This is a genomic window from Roseateles sp. AC306 (assembly GCF_979253795.1).
In genome coordinates this window covers 1-266 of record NZ_CEEDEB010000086.1, presented here as the reverse complement: position 1 = coordinate 266, position 266 = coordinate 1, and the positions used below count along the sequence as shown (strand labels likewise).

The 266-nt window shown below is 69.2% G+C and carries 1 protein-coding gene; it reads left to right on the top strand.

The window, feature by feature from the left end:
- A partial coding sequence (locus AC0IZJ_RS28495; RefSeq protein ID WP_471855628.1) for a YgjV family protein occupies positions 1-222 on the top strand: 222 nt, incomplete at its 5' end.
- Positions 223-266: the final 44 nt, after the last annotated feature.

Sequence of the window (266 nt, the reverse complement as noted above, 5' to 3'; positions counted from 1 at the left end):
GACTGGCTGCCGCTGACCGCCTCCTGCCTGGGCACCATCGCCCTGTTCACGCTGACCGGCGGGCCCATGCGGCTGCTGATGCTCTGCGGCACGGGGCTGTGGATCGCCAACAACGTCATCGCCGGCTCCCTCGGCGGCACGGCGCTGGAGGTGGTGGTGGCGGCGGTGAACCTCGTGACCATCGCCCGCATGCTCAGGACCAGGGCACCACAGCCCCGCTGAAACCATTGAAACAAACGGCCGGCGCCGTGAAGCCGGCTTGCAAC